General features: G+C 62.9%; 16 protein-coding genes and 1 pseudogene. 5 read left to right on the forward strand and 12 right to left on the reverse strand.

Features of this window, described 5'->3' with window-relative positions; all coding sequences use genetic code 11:
* Positions 1-74 precede the first annotated feature (74 nt).
* Complete coding sequence (locus VM99_21820) at positions 75-944, forward strand: LysR family transcriptional regulator (protein AKK00578.1); 870 nt, start codon at positions 75-77, stop codon at positions 942-944.
* 8 nt (positions 945-952) lie between these two features.
* On the opposite strand, the gene benD is transcribed toward VM99_21820, so the two are convergent.
* The 8 genes and pseudogenes from benD to VM99_21860 form a co-directional block, all read right to left on the reverse strand.
* Entirely contained in the window at positions 953-1,726 is a 774-nt protein-coding gene (gene benD, locus VM99_21825; protein ID AKK00579.1) for a 1,6-dihydroxycyclohexa-2,4-diene-1-carboxylate dehydrogenase, read from the reverse strand.
* A 7-nt stretch (positions 1,727-1,733) separates the two neighbouring features.
* Positions 1,734-2,747, reverse strand: a complete 1,014-nt coding sequence (locus VM99_21830) for an NADH oxidase (protein ID AKK00580.1) — start codon at positions 2,745-2,747, stop codon at positions 1,734-1,736.
* 10 nt (positions 2,748-2,757) lie between these two features.
* Positions 2,758-3,246 carry a benzene 1,2-dioxygenase gene (locus tag VM99_21835; GenBank protein AKK00581.1) on the reverse strand — a complete coding sequence of 163 codons (489 nt, stop codon included), beginning with the start codon at positions 3,244-3,246 and terminating at the stop codon, positions 2,758-2,760.
* Positions 3,243-4,165 (reverse strand): annotated as a pseudogene (locus VM99_21840) (hypothetical protein). The gene VM99_21835 and the pseudogene VM99_21840 overlap by 4 nt, the downstream one beginning before the upstream one ends.
* 295 nt (positions 4,166-4,460) lie before the next feature.
* Positions 4,461-5,420, reverse strand: a complete 960-nt coding sequence (locus tag VM99_21845; GenBank protein ID AKK00582.1) for an AraC family transcriptional regulator — start codon at positions 5,418-5,420, stop codon at positions 4,461-4,463.
* A gap of 106 nt (positions 5,421-5,526) precedes the next feature.
* Positions 5,527-6,456: a catechol 1,2-dioxygenase gene (locus VM99_21850; GenBank protein ID AKK00583.1), complete on the reverse strand. Its 930-nt coding sequence runs from the start codon at positions 6,454-6,456 to the stop codon at positions 5,527-5,529.
* A 54-nt stretch (positions 6,457-6,510) separates the two neighbouring features.
* A complete protein-coding gene (locus VM99_21855; protein AKK00584.1) occupies positions 6,511-6,801 on the reverse strand; it encodes a muconolactone delta-isomerase in 291 nt (96 codons plus the stop codon).
* Positions 6,802-6,811: 10 nt separating this feature from the next.
* Positions 6,812-8,068, reverse strand: coding sequence for a muconate cycloisomerase (locus VM99_21860; protein ID AKK00585.1), 1,257 nt, complete (start codon positions 8,066-8,068; stop codon positions 6,812-6,814).
* An 18-nt stretch (positions 8,069-8,086) separates the two neighbouring features.
* Here VM99_21860 and VM99_21865 point away from each other — a divergent pair, with 18 nt between their 5' ends.
* Positions 8,087-8,980, forward strand: a complete 894-nt coding sequence (locus tag VM99_21865) for a transcriptional regulator (GenBank protein ID AKK00586.1) — start codon at positions 8,087-8,089, stop codon at positions 8,978-8,980.
* A gap of 196 nt (positions 8,981-9,176) precedes the next feature.
* Here the strand turns inward: VM99_21865 and VM99_21870 are convergent, their stop codons facing one another.
* The gene (locus VM99_21870; GenBank protein ID AKK00587.1) at positions 9,177-9,872 is read right to left on the reverse strand and encodes an SAM-dependent methyltransferase; all 696 of its coding nucleotides are present in this window, start codon (positions 9,870-9,872) and stop codon (positions 9,177-9,179) included.
* Between the two features lie 118 nt (positions 9,873-9,990).
* Positions 9,991-11,370, reverse strand: a complete 1,380-nt coding sequence (locus VM99_21875; GenBank protein ID AKK01827.1) for a metallo-beta-lactamase — start codon at positions 11,368-11,370, stop codon at positions 9,991-9,993.
* Positions 11,371-11,635: 265 nt separating this feature from the next.
* Here VM99_21875 and VM99_21880 point away from each other — a divergent pair, with 265 nt between their 5' ends.
* Positions 11,636-12,505: an AraC family transcriptional regulator gene (locus tag VM99_21880; protein ID AKK00588.1), complete on the forward strand. Its 870-nt coding sequence runs from the start codon at positions 11,636-11,638 to the stop codon at positions 12,503-12,505.
* Between the two features lie 12 nt (positions 12,506-12,517).
* Here VM99_21880 and VM99_21885 read toward each other — a convergent pair whose 3' ends face one another.
* Together VM99_21885 and VM99_21890 are read right to left on the reverse strand one after the other, a co-directional pair.
* Entirely contained in the window at positions 12,518-13,036 is a 519-nt protein-coding gene (locus VM99_21885; protein AKK00589.1) for a hypothetical protein, read from the reverse strand.
* Positions 13,037-13,200: 164 nt separating this feature from the next.
* Complete coding sequence (locus VM99_21890) at positions 13,201-14,607, reverse strand: hypothetical protein (GenBank protein ID AKK00590.1); 1,407 nt, start codon at positions 14,605-14,607, stop codon at positions 13,201-13,203.
* Positions 14,608-14,782: 175 nt separating this feature from the next.
* Between VM99_21890 and VM99_21895 the strand changes: the two genes are divergently transcribed.
* Both VM99_21895 and VM99_21900 read left to right on the forward strand, forming a co-directional pair.
* Positions 14,783-15,217: a YeeE/YedE gene (locus tag VM99_21895; protein AKK00591.1), complete on the forward strand. Its 435-nt coding sequence runs from the start codon at positions 14,783-14,785 to the stop codon at positions 15,215-15,217.
* A gap of 1 nt (position 15,218) precedes the next feature.
* Entirely contained in the window at positions 15,219-15,638 is a 420-nt protein-coding gene (locus VM99_21900; GenBank protein ID AKK00592.1) for a membrane protein, read from the forward strand.
* Positions 15,639-15,691: the final 53 nt, after the last annotated feature.

Here is a 15,691-nt window from a genome sequence, read left to right on the forward strand (position 1 = left end):
GCAAAACATACGACCCGTGTACAAACCAATAATATAAAGTGGCCTCGGTATAAGTTGGATTTATAGGAAAAACCATGCGAATCCGTCAGCTCGAATGCTTCAGGACGTTGATGATCCACGGCACCATGACCCGGGCGGCAGAGTTGCTGAACATTTCCCAGCCCGCCATCAGCAGCACCATTGCCAACCTGGAGCACGACACCGGCCTGACCCTTTTCGTGCGCAAGGGCGGGCGCCTGCAACCGACGCCCGAGGCGCGGCTGTTTTTCGTCGAAGCGCAACGGGCGCTGGAGGCCGTGGAGAAAACACAGCGCATCGCCAGGGAAATTCGCACCGGCAAGCGCGGACATCTGGCCATTGCGGCCTACGCCAGCCTGTCGATCGCGCTGTTGCCTCGGTTGATGGCCGAGTTCGCCAGGGAACGGCCAGGGCTCGAACTCAAGCTCATTACCCGCAACTCACAATCGGTCCGTGAGCTGATGACCACCCAGCAGTTCGACCTGGCCGTCGCCGAGTTGCCCCTCGACTACCCCGCCGCCCACATGGACGTCATCCGCTATGAATGCCAATGCATGCTGCCGCCGGGCCATCCCTTGGCCGATAGGGACGTGATCACCCCGGCGGACCTGGACGGCGTGCCGTTCGTTTCGCTGTTCAAGGGCGACCCCATCTATCAGCAACTGGCCACGGCCTTCTCAGCCTATGGCGCCGCCTGGAACGTGGTGGCGGAAACAGAGTTCTTTTCCAGCGCTTGCGAACTGGTGCGCTGCGGCCTGGGGGTGGGCCTCGTCGACCCGGTGGTCAGTCGGCCCTTCACCGAACACCTGCTGCTCAAGCCGTTTTCGCCCCCGATCCAGTATGAAATTGCCCTTCTGCTGCCCACCCAGGAAGAACCGTCGCAACTGGCGCGCGCGTTTGCAACGTTCCTCAAGCAGCAGTTGTGAGCACAGGCTCAGCCCAGGTCGCCCCCACCCACCGGCAAGGTCACACCGGTGATGTATGACGCGTCGTCGGACGCCAGGAACAGGATCGCGGCGGCTTGTTCGTCCAAGGTGCCGTAGCGTTTCATCAGGCTGCTGTCCAGGGTCTGGTCGACGATTTGCTGGTACCAGGTTTTTTCCTGCGGGCTTTGCTCGGCGCTGTTTCGCGGGATCAACCGGGGCGGTGCCTCGGTGCCGCCGGGTGCCGTCGCGTTGACCCGCACCCCGCGACCGGCGGTTTCGAAAGCCAGGCACGCGGTCAATGCGTTGACCCCACCCTTCGCGGCGCCGTAGGGCACCCGATTGATGCTGCGCGTGGCGATGGAGGACACGTTGACGATCGCGCCGCTGCCCTGCTCAAGCATCAATGGCAACGCCGCGTGGCAGCACCACAGTGTCGGGAACAGCGAACGGCGCACTTCGGCCTCGATCTGCGGGGCTTCGTAATGTTCAAAAGGCTTGGCCCAGATCGTGCCGCCGACGTTGTTGACCAGCACGTCCAGGCGGCCGAAATGCGCCACGGCGAGGGTCATCACGCGGCGGCACTCGTCGTACTGTTCCAGGTCCGCCGTCAAGGCAAGCACCGGGTGAGCCGATGCCAGTTCCTCCTGCAACGCCAGCACTCGCTCAGAACGGTCCACCAGGATCAACCGCGCACCTTCGGCCGCCATGCGTTGCGCCACCCGCAGCCCGATGCCCTGGGCGGCGCCGGTGATCAACGCGACTTTTTCGTTGAATCGACTCATGAACACCTCAAGCCGCGCTGGCGGCAAATTTTTCGTAGTAGAAGTTCGCCGGGGCAATGCCCTGCTCGCCCATGAACTGGCTGACCGCCTCGACCATGGGCGGCGGACCGCACAGGTAAACGTCGACGTCACCCTCGTTCAGATACCCAGGCTCGATGTGCTCGGTCACATAACCCTTGAGCGGATGCTGGCTGGCCGGGTTGGCCACGCAGGCAGCGAAGCTGAAGCGGGGGATTCGGGCGGCGAAGGCTTGCAGCCGTTCCAGCTCCACCAGATCGACATCGTTGCTCACGCCATAGATCAGGTGGACCGGGTGCTCACTGCCCAGTTCGGCGATTTTTTCCAGCATCGCGGTAAACGGGGCCAGGCCGGTGCCACCGGCCAGCAGCAACAGCGGCCGCCGTATGTCACGCAGGTAGAAACTGCCCAGCGGCCCGGCCAGCCGCAGCGTGTCACCGGCCTTGGCCTGGCCGGTGAGGAAGCTGCTCATCAGGCCGCCCGGCACGTTGCGAATCAGGAAGCTGACTTCGCCGTCGCGCGGCAGTGAGCTGAACGAGTAGGCGCGGGTCTGGTCGCTGCCGGGCACGCCGAGGTTCACGTACTGGCCCGGCAGAAACGCCAGCGAGCTCAGGGCCTCGCCTCTGATCGACAAGGCGATGGTGCTCTGCGACAACTGGCGCACCGCACTGATGTTCGCCTCGAAGTGGGCCTGTTGCGTGCGGCAGACGTCCGAGGATACGGGCACCTTCACCACGCAATCGCTCTGGGCGCGCATCTGGCAGGTCAACACAAAGCCCTGCTGCGCTTCGTCGGCGGTGAGCGCATCGTCGATGTACTCCTCGCCCAAGTCATAGCGCCCGGCCTCGGCAAAGCACTTGCAGGTGCCGCACGCGCCGTCGCGGCAGTCCAGGGGAATGTTGATGCCCTGGCGGTAAGCGGCATCGGCCACGGTTTCGCAGGCGGTGGCCTCGATGAACCGGGTGACGCCGTCTTCGAAGTTCAATGCAATGGAATGAGTCATGACGGCTGCCTCACAGGTGATAGACATCGATGACCTGGCGAACGTAATCGTTCTTCAGGACCACTTTCTTGGCCTTGATCAGCGGGTTTTCACCGCGCATGTCCAGGGTGTAGAAGCTGCTGCCGAAATAGCTGTCGACGGTCTTGTAGCGAAAGCTCAGGGTGTGCCAGTTAAAGCGCACCTGGCACAGGCCGTCGCGTTGTTCGAGCAGCTCGATGTTGCTGAGGTTGTGGGACGTGCGGGTGTCCGGCACGGTGGCGCTGGAACGCTCGGTCTTGATCCGAAAGACCCGGTCTTCCAGGCCGGTGCGGTTGCCGTACCAGATCAGGGAGATTTCCCGCTGCGGGTCTCCGGTCAACTCGTCGTTGTCGTCCCAGGCGGGCATCCAGAACGTCGCATCCGGGGCGTACAGCTCCAGCCAGGCGTCCCATTGGCGGTCGTCGAGGTAGCGGGCTTCGCGGTAGAGAAAGTCGCGCACGGCGTCATGGGTAATGGTCATTGCACGGCCTCCACGGCGATCCGTTCCGACTGCTCGGCCGCCAGGGCCTTGAGCAGGGTTTGCTGCCAATACTTGTGCTGCAACACGAACAAGCCTTCGTCCTCGGTGCGCACACCGCTGAGCAACGGCTGCAGGTCGATCTCCCTCGCGGCCTCATCGGCGCCCTCGACCCAGTGCTCGGCGCCCCGAGACATGTCGTTCCAGGCGGTCGCACTGCCCTGGTAGCCGGTCTGGCAAGAACGGAACTCTTCCAGGTCATCGGGCGTGGCCATGCCACTGACGTTGAAGAAATCCTCGTATTGCCGGATCCGGCTCGAACGGGCCTGGTCGCTCTCGCCCTTGGGCGCGATGCAGTAAATGGTGATTTCCGTGCGGTTGACCGAGATCGGCCGGGCGATGCGGATCTGCGAGCTGAACTGGTCCATCAGGTAGACGTTGGGGTACAGGCACAGGTTGCGCGAGTGCTCGATCATCCAGTCGGCGCGGGCCTTGCCGAAGCCCTGGGCGAGCTCATCGCGGCGCTCGTACAGCGGCCGGTCCTCGGGGTTCGCCCATCGGGTCCAGAGCAGCATGTGGCCGCGGTCGAAGGAATAGAAACCGCCGCCTTGCCGGGCCCAACTGCCGGCGCTCATGGTCGGGTTGCAATCGCCGGCCTCGCGCTGCTTGCGCTGGTTCTGGGTGGCCGCGTAGTTCCAGTGCACGGAACTGACGTGGTAGCCGTCCGCGCCGTTTTCCGCCGTGAGTTTCCAGTTGCCTTCGTAGATGTAGCTCGACGAGCCCCGCAGCACTTCCAGGCCGATACGACTCGAAACGCGCGACCCGGGTCAGGGTCAGTGAACATCTCGCGCTTGCAGCGATAGATGCCGTGTTCCTTGTCGTCTTCAAGCAGGGAGTGAAGGTATTCGGGTCGCAGGGACATGGCCGCCGCCTCCATTGTTTTTGTTCAGGCAGGGCCATGCTAGGACGGGGGGATGGGGTGCACTATCCGAAGGTTGCAGACCTTTATCCGTTTTGCGCAGGGAGAATCGACTGGCGAATTGAGTTGGATGCGTTGCCGTCTTCGCGGGCAAGCCCGCTCCCACAGCGTTATTGGGTGGCTCAAGATGTGTGTCCGCCCCAGACGCCCTTGTGGGAGCGAGCTTGCTCGCGAAGGCGGTGGGTCAGTTGATGAAGAGGTCGACTGACCCACCGCATTCGCGGGCAAGCCCAGCGCATCAGTGGCGGCGTTTCAAGGTCTCGGAAGGCAGTTCGCCGAATTGCTTGCGGTAGCTGTCGGAGAAGCGCCCAAGGTGCAGGAAGCCATAGTCCAGGGCCACTTCGGTGACGTTGCGAACGTTGCACGCAGGGTCGCTCAGGCAAGCCTTGATACGCTCCAGGCGTTGCTGCCGGATGTAGTTCTTCGGTGTGGTGCCGGCATGGCGCTCGAACAACCCGTACAGCGACCGCAGGCTCATCCGCGCCTGGCGGGCCAGCGCCTCGCTGTCGATGTCCTGTTTGAGGTGGCGGGCGATGTAATCGGCGAGCCCCTCGAACGTGGCCGCCTGCGAGCCGAGGCAGGTACGGCTGACATTGGTTTTCATCAGGCCAAGCATCTTGCTGGCGATGATCTGTGCGTAGTGTTCCTGCACCCTGGGCACCGGCTCGCTGGCTTCGGCTTCCTGGCAGATCATGGCCAGCAGGCCGACAAACCCTTCCAGTTCATCGAGCCGATAACGGTTCTCCAGGAACCGCACGCCCTGCCCCGGATACCGCCAGCGTTGCTCGTCACAAAGCGACTCAAGCAGCTGGACCGGCAGCTTGATGATGAATTTCTCGCAGTCGGCCGAATAGGTCAGGTCCACCGGTTCGTCGGGGTTGATCAGCAACAGTTCGCCCGGCGTGAAGGCGTGTTCCAGCCCACGACCGCGCCACAGGCAATGGCCGTGCAACAACACTTGCAGGTGATAGACGTTCTCCAGCGCCCCGGACGTGACGCGCACGCTGCCGCCGTAGCTGATGCGACACAGGTCGAGGCTGGCGAACTTGCGGTGGTTGAGGCTGGCCAGCGGCCGCCCGGAACGGGGCATGCCGATGCGATGGGTACCGACATGCTGGTTGATGTAGCCAGAGACTGCATGAGGGTCGGCGTGATCGAACACGGTACTGCGCTGACTCAAGAGTTGCGCGTGCATCATCGGGTCACTCCCGTTCTTGTTATGGGGCCCAGGCCCTAAGCGGCGCTGCGGCCCAAACGCCGACGGCACGGGAAAAGTCCCGTGCCGCAGGTCACCGTCGTAGGGTTCAGGCTTCGAGTGCGCGAACACGCTCGTGGCGCTGCTGCTCTTCGGGCTGGGCGGACGGCTGCAAGGTAAAGTCAAAATCGATCTCGGCAAACCGGCCACTGACACCCCGGGCGCTGGCGCGCGCCGGATCGTCGCTGAAGGTGATCCTGGCGATCAGTTCGTCGCGGGTCGCGTAAGCGAAATCGTCATGCAGGTACTGGTCGCCATCCAGGTTGATCTGGGTGGTGAGGTGCCGATGGTCCGGTGCCGAGATAAAGAAGTGGATGTGCGCCGGACGCTGGCCATGGCGACCCAATTGATCGAGCAATTGCTGGGTCGGACCGTCCGGCGGGCAGCCATAACCCGACGGCACGATGCTGCGAAAGCGATAGCGGCCCTCGGCGTCGGTGACGATGCGCCGGCGCAGGTTGAACGCCGATTGCGTGGTGTCGAAGTACGAGTAGGTGCCGCCAGTGTTGGCGTGCCAGACGTCCACGACAGCGCCGGCCAAAGGCTCGCCAGCGGTGTTCAGGACTCGGCCCTGCATGAACAGGGTCACGCCCGGGTCGGCGCCGTCATCCAGGCGCGCCTCGCCTTGGCACAACGGCGCGCCGGCCACATACAACGGGCCTTCGATGGTACGTGGCGTCCCGCCGTACTTGCCGGCCTGCTCGTCTTCGGCATCCATCAGCAGGTCGAGGTAATGCTCAAGGCCCAGGCCGGCCACCAGCAGCCCGGCTTCCTGGCGCGCGCCAAGGACGTTGAGGTAATTGACGGCCTTCCAGAATTCCTCCGGGGTCACGCCAAGGTCTTCGATGATGTTCACCGAATCACGCAGGATCCGGTAAACCAGAGCCTTGGTGCGCGGGTTCCCTTCGTCGTTGAACAGGCCGCTGGCTTGCTCGAGAAACTGCTGGACGCCGGCCGTGTGGGAAATCTTGATGTTCATTTCGGTAGTTCCTCATCTTGTAATTATGAGTGTAGCGAGGCGGCCCCAACGGGCTCAGCGATCATCCTCGTGAATCGAGGACGGGTGGCGGCACATCGCAGTGACTTCGATCGCCATGTACGGGTACAGCGGCAGTTGCATCAGCAGGTCATGCAGTCGCTGAACGCTGTCGACGTCGAACACGCTGTAGTTGGCGTAGAGCCCGGCGATGCGCCACAAATGACGCCACGTGCCCTGCGCTTGCAGGCGCTGGGCCAGGGCTTTCTCGTCGGCCTTGAGCCGCGCGGCCCGTTCGGGGTTCATGTCGACCGGCAGGTTCACGGTCATCTTTACGTGGAACAGCATGGGGCTCTCCTCAGGCGCTTTGGACGTGGGTGGCGGTCTTGTCACGGCGCAAGAACGCCAGGCGCTCTTCATCCAGGCTCACCCCCAAGCCGGGGGCCTTCGGCACGTGCAGTTCGAAATCGCGGTAGACCAGGGGGGCATTGAGAATGTCTTCGGTCAGCAACAGCGGGCCGAACAATTCGGTGTCCCAGGCGAGTCGGTCCAGGGTCACGAACGCGTGGGCCGACGCCAGGGTGCCCAGGCCGCCTTCCAGCATTGTCCCGCCGTACAGCGCGATACCGGCCGCTTCGGCAATGGCCGCGGTGCGCAATACAGCGCGCGGGCCGCCGTTCTTGGCGATTTTCAGGGCGAACACCGAAGCCGCGCCTTCGCGGGCGAGATTGAATGCATCCTCTACGCTTTCGATGGATTCGTCGGCCATGATCGGTGCCGGGCTGATGGCGTTCAGGCGTGCCATGCCGGCGCGGTTGTTGCGCGAAATCGGTTGTTCGATCAAGTCGATGCCGTTGCTGCCCAAAACCCGGCAAGCCCGCAGCGCCACCGCCTCGTCCCAGGCCTGATTGACGTCGACCCGCACGCTGGCACGTTCGCCCAACGCTTTCTTGATCGCAATGGCGTGCGCCAGGTCACGGTTGACTTCACCGGCGCCGATTTTCAGCTTGAAGATCCGGTGACGGCGCAGATCGAGCATTTTTTCCGCTTCGGCGATGTCCCTGTCGGTATCACCACTGGCGAGGGTCCAGGCCACCGGCAGTGAATCACGGACCCGTCCGCCCAGCAGTTCACTGACCGGCAGGCCGAGGCGTTTGCCCTGGGCATCGAGCAAAGCGGTTTCGACGCCGGACTTGGCAAAGGTGTTGCCACGGATGCAACGCTCCAGGCGCAGCATCGCGGCGTTGACGTTACGGCTGTCCTGGCCGAGCAGCAGCGGTGCGAAGTGCCGGTCGAGGTTGGTCTTGATGCTTTCGGGGCTTTCGTTGCCATACGCCAGGCCACCGATGGTGGTGGATTCACCAATGCCCTCGATGCCATCGGCGCAGCGCACGCGGATGATCACCAGGGTCTGGTGCTGCAGGGTGTGCATGGCCAGCTTGTGCGGGCGGATGGTTGGCAGATCGACGATGATCGTCTCGATCGACTCAATGGCGGTTTCCAGCATCTCGATACCCATCAGGTTCTTAAAATTCTGGAACCGATTCTGGTACGGCTTTTTTCGGGAAGCCAATATAGAATTGGTCTGAATCGATACCTTGAAGGTATTAACCATTCACTCATGGGAGGCCCCATGGAACTGCGCCACCTCCGGTATTTTCAGGTCCTGGGGCAAACCCTCAATTTCACCCGCGCCGCTGAACGCCTGCACATCGCCCAGCCACCCCTGAGCCGGCAGATCCAGCAGTTGGAAGACGAATTGGGGGTCATGCTGCTGGAGCGTGGGCGTCCACTGAAACTCACCGACGCCGGGCGTTTTTTCTTCGAGCAGACCACCACCCTGCTGGAACAGTTGGAGAAGGTCTGCGGCAATACCCGGCGCATCGGTGAGGGCGCAAGGCGTTGGTTGGGGATCGGTTTCGCGCCGTCAACCTTGTACGGCGTGCTGCCGGAACTGATTCGCCGCCTGCGTAGCCACGAGGCGATGGCGCTGGAACTCGGGCTCTCGGAAATGACCACGCTGCAACAGGTCGAGGCGCTCAAGGCCGGGCGTATCGACATTGGCTTCGGGCGCATCCACATCGACGACCCGGCGATTGTCCAGCGAGTGCTGACGGAGGATCGCCTGGTGGTCGCCCTGCCCGCCGGGCATCCGCTGATCGGTCAGCCGGTGACGCTGGATCAACTGGTCACCGAACTTTTCGTGCTCTACCCCGGCAACCCACGCCCGAGCTATGCCGACCATGTCATGGGCCTCTTCAAGGCGCGAGGCCTGAGCATCAATGTTGCCCAGTGGACCAACGAACTGCAGACCGCCATCGGCCTGGTGGGCGCCGGCATGGGCATCACCCTCGTGCCGGCCTCGGTGCAGGTGTTGCACCGCGACGACATCGGTTTCTGCACGCTGCTGGAGGACGACGCGACCTCGCCGATCATCCAGAGCCGACGGGCCAACGACGCGTCGCCAGCGATGATCCATTGCTTGGCCCTGATCGACGCGCTGAGGGAAGAACTCGGACGGCAATGACGCCTTCTTGCTGCCGGCAGGAAAATTAACGAAACGAGCGGCATCACGGGCGGTCTAGAAAATTAAGCCCATCTGATGAGAGTGTTCTTATGTTGAAATTCCTTGGCGGCACCGTTGGCATCATTTTCCTGATCGGCCTGATCGTGGTCATTGCGCTGTTCAAGTTCATCTTCTGATGACAAGGACGGCTTGATGGTCATGCCAGCAGCGCGGTAATCCACTTCACCTCGCGGGCAACGGCCTGCACCTTCGCCTCGGGCACGGCCTGCCGCGCCTGGGCGAAGCTGGCCAGTGTCTTGTGCTTCTGGCGCAGCAGGCGCTGCCACTTGGCCAGGAAGGCCGGGCTGCGTGACTGCAACTGCAAGGGGCCGAAGTACAGCTCCTGGGCGGTATACAGCACCGGGCCCGTGCGCTCGGCAACGATGATTTCATAGTCAAAGCGGTTCTCCCGCAGCACCTCTTCGCAGAGAATCCGATAGTCGTTCTCCATCAACCACTGGCGCAACGGCTGCTCACCGCCGTTGGGTTGCAGGATCAGGCGTTCTTGTCCGCTCAGGCGCGCTTTTGCGCTGTCGAGGATGTCGCGGATTGTCTCCCCGCCCATGCCGCAAAGGCTGATCGCCGTGATCCCATCACTTGGCTCGATCGCTTCCAGCCCGTTGGCCAGGCGCACCGTGACCTGGCTCTCCAACTCGCTTTCACGCACGGTTCGCTCGGCGGCCGCGAACGGCGTCAATGCCACCTCACCGGCCACTGCGGCTGTAATAGCGCCACGGCGAACCAACGCCACCGGCAGATAAGCGTGATCCGAACCGATGTCGGCCAATCGCGCGCCCAACGGCACGTGCGCCGCCACGCGTTCCAGACGCATGGACAATGTCTGTTCGTTCAACTGCCGCCCCTTTGACCCTCAACGTCCGGCACCTTTTGCCCGGATCGGGGCGCGATTCTGGCGAGCCACGTCGTGTAATTCAAATTTATGCGACAAGTCTCCCTCCAGCGCCGGCCGATCACGACGGGGGAATGGAGATCTGGCCCTCCTGGCCCGCCTCCCGGTACCTCGCCCGCAGCACCTCGGCCAGGCGCTGCTTGGCCTGGTCCTCGCCGTGGATCAGGCGGATTTCCCCGGGCCAGGCCTTCATTCCGGTGACAAAGCCCACCAGGTCAGCCTGGTCCGCATGGGCCGAGTAGCCGCTGACGCTGTCGACACCGGCACGGATGTCGACGCGAGCGCCCTCCAGCATCACGAATCCGCCCTCCGGCCCGTGGGTCAAAATGTCCCGCCCAGGCGTGCCCTTGCCCTGATAGCCGACGAACACCACGTTATGCCTCGGATCGCCCAACATGGCTTTGAGGTAGTTGACGATTCGCCCGCCGGAACACATGCCATTGCCGGCGATGACGATCGCCGGGCGAGCGGTGTCGGTAAGGTGCTCGACGATGCGTCGGTGTTCATCATGGCTATCGACCGTGATCAGTTGCTTGAAGGACAGCGGCTTGCGGCCTTGTTCCAGGCGTTGCCGGGCGTCGTCATCCCAGAAGCCCTGCAGCTCCTTGTAGGTGCGGGTGAATTGGCTGGCGAGCGGTGAGTCGAGAATGATCGGAATCTGCGGCCAGTCGATATCTGCAGCGCCGTTCCTGGCGTTGGCCTGGGGCTCACAGGCCGGGCTGGACAGGCCTTTTTCGTGAAGGATCTCTTCCAGTTCATACAGCAGGTCCTGGGTCCGGCCGATGCTGAATGAGGGGATCAGCACCGTGCCCTGGTCCGCCAACGCCCGCTCGATGGCGGCCAACAGGCGCTCGCGGCGATGGGCCCGGTCTTCGTGGCGGCGGTCACCGTAGGTGCTTTCCATGATCAGCAGGTCGGCGCGCTCAGGTGGCACCAGGTCAGGCAGGATCGGCGAATGTGGCGCTCCCAGGTCACCGCTGAACACCACGCGCCTGCCCGCCGGTTCCTCGTCCAGTTGCAATTCGACATACGCCGAACCCAGTACATGCCCGGCCGGTTGCAGGCGCACCTTGCAACGGGTCTGATCGGTTTCGTGCAGGGTGAACCAGTTGCCATAGGGCAAGGCAATGATCCGTTGCTCGACGACCTTGAGGTAGCGCTCCAGTTGCTCCTGATCGCGACTGATCGACAGGCGAAACGCATCCTCGAGCACGATCGGCAACAGCCGCGCCGAGGGCTCGCTGCACAGGATCGGACCCTCGAAGCCCGCCGCCAGCAGGTTGGGAATCCGCCCGACATGGTCGATGTGCACGTGCGTGACGATCAGGGCCTTGATGCCTTCGATGGAAAAATCCAGGCCCAGCGCATCGTTCCCGCCCTGCCCCTCGTCCTCTCCCTGGAACTGGCCGCAGTCGATCAGCAGACTGTAGGTCTCGTCCATCCAGACCTGATGACACGAGCCGGTCACACCTTCGTGCGCACCGTGGTGAATGACTTTCGGGTTGTTCATCAGGTTTCCTTGGCGGACGCTGGCTTGACGTCTTTTCGGCAACGCGCCGAGCGAGATAGTTTCCGCCGGTTAATGCCCTTCGCCACGCGCGATGGTGGGCTGAGCGGGAATCGACGCCTTGAGCAAGCACGGCTAGGTATCTCTACCGGCTATCGTTGATGCTATTGCCGACCGTACTTCCAGGAAGGTTATTCCAGTGCCTGACATGCCGAACCACCACGCGTACCTGAAACGCTTCAACGCGGTACTCGCCTACATCGAGGCCAATCTCGAAGCAGACTTATCGGTGAATGCGCTGAGCCAGGTGGCGAACTTTTCGGCGTTTCATTTCCATCGACAGTTCACGGCGTTCGTCGGGGTGTCCGTTTCACGCTATGTGCAACTGATGAGGCTGCGACAGGCGGCACACCGGCTCACCGCCCAGGCAGACTGTTCGGTGCTGGATGCCGCCCTCAGTGCTGGCTTCGAAAGTCCCGAAGCCTTCAGCAGAGCGTTCAGACGAGCATTCGGCCGGTCGCCGAGCGTTTTCCGCAAGGCGCCAAACTGGCAGGTCTGGAATGCGGTATTCGCCATCCCTCACTTTTCCAGGACCATCATCATGCAAGTCAAAATCGTGCAACGTGCCGAAGTCAGAGTCGCCGCGCTTGAACACTGCGGCCCTTCCGAACGCGTCGACGAGAGTGTGCGCACATTCGTCGAGTGGCGCAGGCAGAGCGGGCAATCGCCGGTGGCGTCCAGTCGGACGTTCGGCATTCCCTACAGCAACCCCGACACGACCCCGGCGCACGCGTTCCGCTTCGCCATTTGCGGTGAAATTCACGAGGCCGTGGTGCCCAATGAATTCGGCATTCGCGAACACGTCATTGCCGGGGGACGCTACGTGGTGGTGCGCCATTCGGGGTCGCCGGATCACATCGGCGAAACGATCTATCCGATCTATCGCGACTGGCTTCCCAACAGTGGCGAAGAACTGCGCAATGAGCCGCTGTTCTTCGAATACCTGAGTGTCTATCCCGAAACGCCGAAGAGCCAATGGCAGACGGATGTGTATGTGCCGCTGCAGTAGCGGCGCGACGCGTTACTTGACCTCGACCAGTCGCTGGGCGTTCGAGCCTTCCAGGGACAGGTGGATGACGCCGGTCTTGCTGGGGAAGTTCGGCGCGTCGTCGTCGGTGTTTTCCATCACGGGGATGTCGATCAGGGTTTGCTCGCCCGCCGGGTCGCTGACCAGCTTGGCATTGAGCTTGTCGATCGAACGCCAGCTGTCACCGCCAATGCGGATGACGTCCAGCAGGCTGTAATGCAGCATGCCTTCTTCGTTTTCTTCAGGCGTGAAGGCGGCCAGGTATTGGCTGTAGTTGTTGCCGCCGCCGAAGCCTTCGATGGTGAACACGGCGAGCGTCACCTGGCTTTCCTCGCCGGTGTTCAAGGTCTGGGCCGTGGTCGCCTCGGGGTAGCCGGTGGCGTAGCTGTCCTGGAGCAGTGCCACCAGGTGTCCGACCTGCTCTTGCAGGGCTTTGGGCACACTGGCCGGCTCGGCGGCGTGGGTCAGGGAAGAAAACAGGAACAGGCTGGCGGCAAGCAGACGCAATGTCATGGTGAGAGATCCTTTCATGATGAGCGATCCAAGGTGTTGGAGATGATCGCGGATGTTAGCGCGTGGATGGGAATTTGCTATCGAATTTCGGGCAGGCAAGCTCCACCCCGATAACCTAAAGGAGCAAGCCTGCCCGCCAAGGCAATGGCTCAGCCGCCCTGAAATCAAGGCTGCCGCCTCAGGTACATCCCCGGCAGATCCTCCGGGGACTCGAACGCTTCGTTGTGGCTGATGACCGCGAAGTGGGGTAACAGCTGTATGTGATAAGGCCCGCCGTCGCCCAACGCCTGCGGCCCGCGCACGATGATCAGGTTGTCGGCGTCCATTGGCACCACTTGGTGCTCCCGCAAGACTTCCCGGGCCGTCGCGGCGTCCCTCACGGTCACGGTGAACTCTGCGACTTCCCTGCCCTCGGCATCCCGCTCGGGCAGGATCTTCAAGTCCAGGTCGGCGTCGTGCCCCTGGGCGTCCTTACGCATCTGGTAATGTCCGCTGCGCTGGGCGGAACCGACTTTACCGCTCGCTTCGACATCCGGTTCGCCCGCATCGCCGTGCAGCATGACCGCCATTTGCCGGTCATTGCCCTTGACGCCACTAATCCAGGTGCCGGTGAAGTCGTAGGGCTCGGCCTGTCCCTGAGTGATCCGCCAGATACCTGTCTGGCGGCCATCGTCGGCAAATTCCTGGAGGACCGCGTAGCTGTCATCGCCGTCGTTGTTCATAAAGCCGGCCAGCTTGATCGGTTTACCGTTGCCGCCCTTGGTATAGCGCACTTCACCGATCATCAGCGCGCCCTGTTGCTGGTACCAGAGGTCCACCGGGACTTTGCCGCCGACGGTGCCCTTGAGCATGATCGGGTCCTCGTAGTCCGGCCCGCTCAAGCTGGTCTGCTCGTGCCACTGGCCGTCCTTCAACTCACCGTAGGTCTGGCGTTTATAGCCGCTGGGCATGCTGGAGCTGTCGCCAAGCTCGCTCGGCTCGACCTCATCCTCGCTGGAAGAGCGAAGCCGGACCAACGCGTCACCCTGCATTTGCCACTGGGTGGTACGGGTCGAGCAGCAGCCGTGGTCGGTCTGGGTGAACAGGATATGGTCCAGGGCAATCACCGAGAACATCCCGCTGCTGGCTTGCTTCGCCAGGTCCGTCAGGGCGGCGTTGAGTACCCATTGGGGTTTGTTCGGGTCTTGCAGGTAGACGTCGAACATCGGCTTGTAGCGCGACTCAGGGTCCGTGCCGTTGCGAATCGCCAGGTCCTGGCGACCGTCGAAGTTGAAGTCGGCGAAATACAACAGGCTGAAGGGACCTAGCAGCCAGGGGTTCACCTTGCCGTCGCGATCGACCGGCACATTGCCGGCCGGCGTCTGCAACTGCTGCAAGACTGCCTGCGTGTTGTTGTCGCGCACGGTGATGAACGCTTGCGCCAGTTGCTCGGGGTCTTCGGGCGGGTTCGGGAACAGGACGTCGACCCGATATTGGCCGTCGCGGTCATTGACCGAAAAAGAGCGCGGTTCAGCCATCGCCGGCGCCACCAGGGCCGCGGAAAGAAGCACACCACTGACAAGCGAACGCATCCATCGCTTCCTTGCTGAAAATCGGGGAGGCGCAGTGTAACGACAAGCTCGCCCCCATCGCGACAGCGGGCCGGACCTTTCAATGCAGTTGTAAGAACTGCATCACAGGACGACACTTGGATTTTCGCCGCGCCAGGCTCGGTGCGACGGCCAACCCTGCAACAGTGACCCCATCATGACAATCGACTGGCTCAACTTCACTCCGTGGTCCTCCCTCGCCGGCGGCGTATTGATCGGCCTCGCCGCCGCCCTGTTTGTCATCGCCAACGGTCGCATCGCCGGCATCAGCGGGCTGATCGGCAGCCTTTTGCAACGTGGCAGCGAAGGCGTCGATGAGAAGGCGTTGTTTCTGCTGGGCTTGCTGGTCGCGCCGCTGTTATGGGGTGTGTTTGCCGTGGCGCCGCGAATCGAATTCCAGGGCGGCTGGCTTGGCCTTGCGGTCGCCGGCCTGTTGGTGGGCCTCGGCACCCGCTACGGCTCGGGCTGCACGAGCGGCCATGGCGTGTGTGGCCTTTCCCGCCTGTCACCGCGTTCGATGGTGGCCACGGCCTGCTTCATGTTCAGCGGTTTCGCCACCGTGTTCATCCTGCGCCACGTGCTGGGGGCCTGACATGGTCAAGTTGACGGCTTTTATCGCGGGTGTACTGTTTGGCTTCGGGCTGCTGCTATCGGGCATGACCAACCCGGCAAAAGTACTGGCGTTCCTGGACTTGGGCGGCGCCTGGGACCCTTCCCTGGGCCTGGTGATGGCCGGTGCGATAGGCGCGGCGATTGGCCCGCTGACCTGGGCCCGCCGCCGTTCACGCTCATTACTGGGCAACCCTATGCAATGGCCGGCCAAGCGCGAGCTGGACCGGCGCCTGATCGGTGGCAGCCTGGTGTTTGGCATCGGCTGGGGCATCGCCGGCATTTGCCCCGGCCCCGCGGTTGCCCTGCTGCTGACAGGGCATTGGCAAGTCATCCTGTTCAGCGTGGCGATGCTGGTGGGCATGCTGTTGTTCAGCGCCCTGGAGCGCCGAAACCTGCGTTGATGAACAGTCCAATGCCCGGCGGCGCAAGCCAGTCCCTTCGCCACCGGGCAGCC

Source organism: Pseudomonas chlororaphis (assembly GCA_001023535.1).
Lineage (GTDB): Bacteria > Pseudomonadota > Gammaproteobacteria > Pseudomonadales > Pseudomonadaceae > Aquipseudomonas > Aquipseudomonas chlororaphis_E.